General features: G+C 64.9%; 1 protein-coding gene. It reads left to right on the plus strand.

The window, feature by feature from the left end:
• Positions 1-179: 179 nt before the first annotated feature.
• Positions 180-436 (plus strand): hypothetical protein (locus IMZ11_RS44240; RefSeq protein WP_228649747.1); only part of this gene is annotated, 257 nt, incomplete at its 3' end.

The following is a 436-nucleotide window of genomic DNA, read 5'->3' on the forward strand; positions in this document are numbered from 1 at the left end:
GTGTTCACCATGGCGCTGACCACCGCGGGCGTCGTGGTCGTCATCGGGGCAGGCATCTACACGCTGGCAATGGCCGAACTGCAGTACGTGGGAGTTCGGCGGATTCCCGCCTGATCGTCAGACCCCTCCGGTGCCCAGAGCCCACGGCTCTGGGCACCTTCTGACGAGATAATGACCCGGTGGAATTGCAGTGGGCGCCGGAGCACACCGAGCGGTTGCGGACGGTACGGGTCGGTTGGGACGGAACGGAAGTGGGCGCACCGTGTTTCGCGCCGGACTGGGAGACCGAGCCTGGCGACCTCGATCTGCTGCGCATCGCCGCGGGGTTCGGTGTCTGTACGGCAGGCGAATACACGTATCAGCGGCCACCGGCCGACCACGAATACTCGCTGTTCGTCGAGGACCTGCCCGAATTCAGTACCTTCGATTTCACCGG

Origin of the sequence: Microtetraspora sp. AC03309 (assembly GCF_020826795.1) — a bacterium.
In the GTDB taxonomy this organism is placed as follows: Bacteria; Actinomycetota; Actinomycetes; order Streptosporangiales; family Streptosporangiaceae; genus Microtetraspora; species Microtetraspora glauca.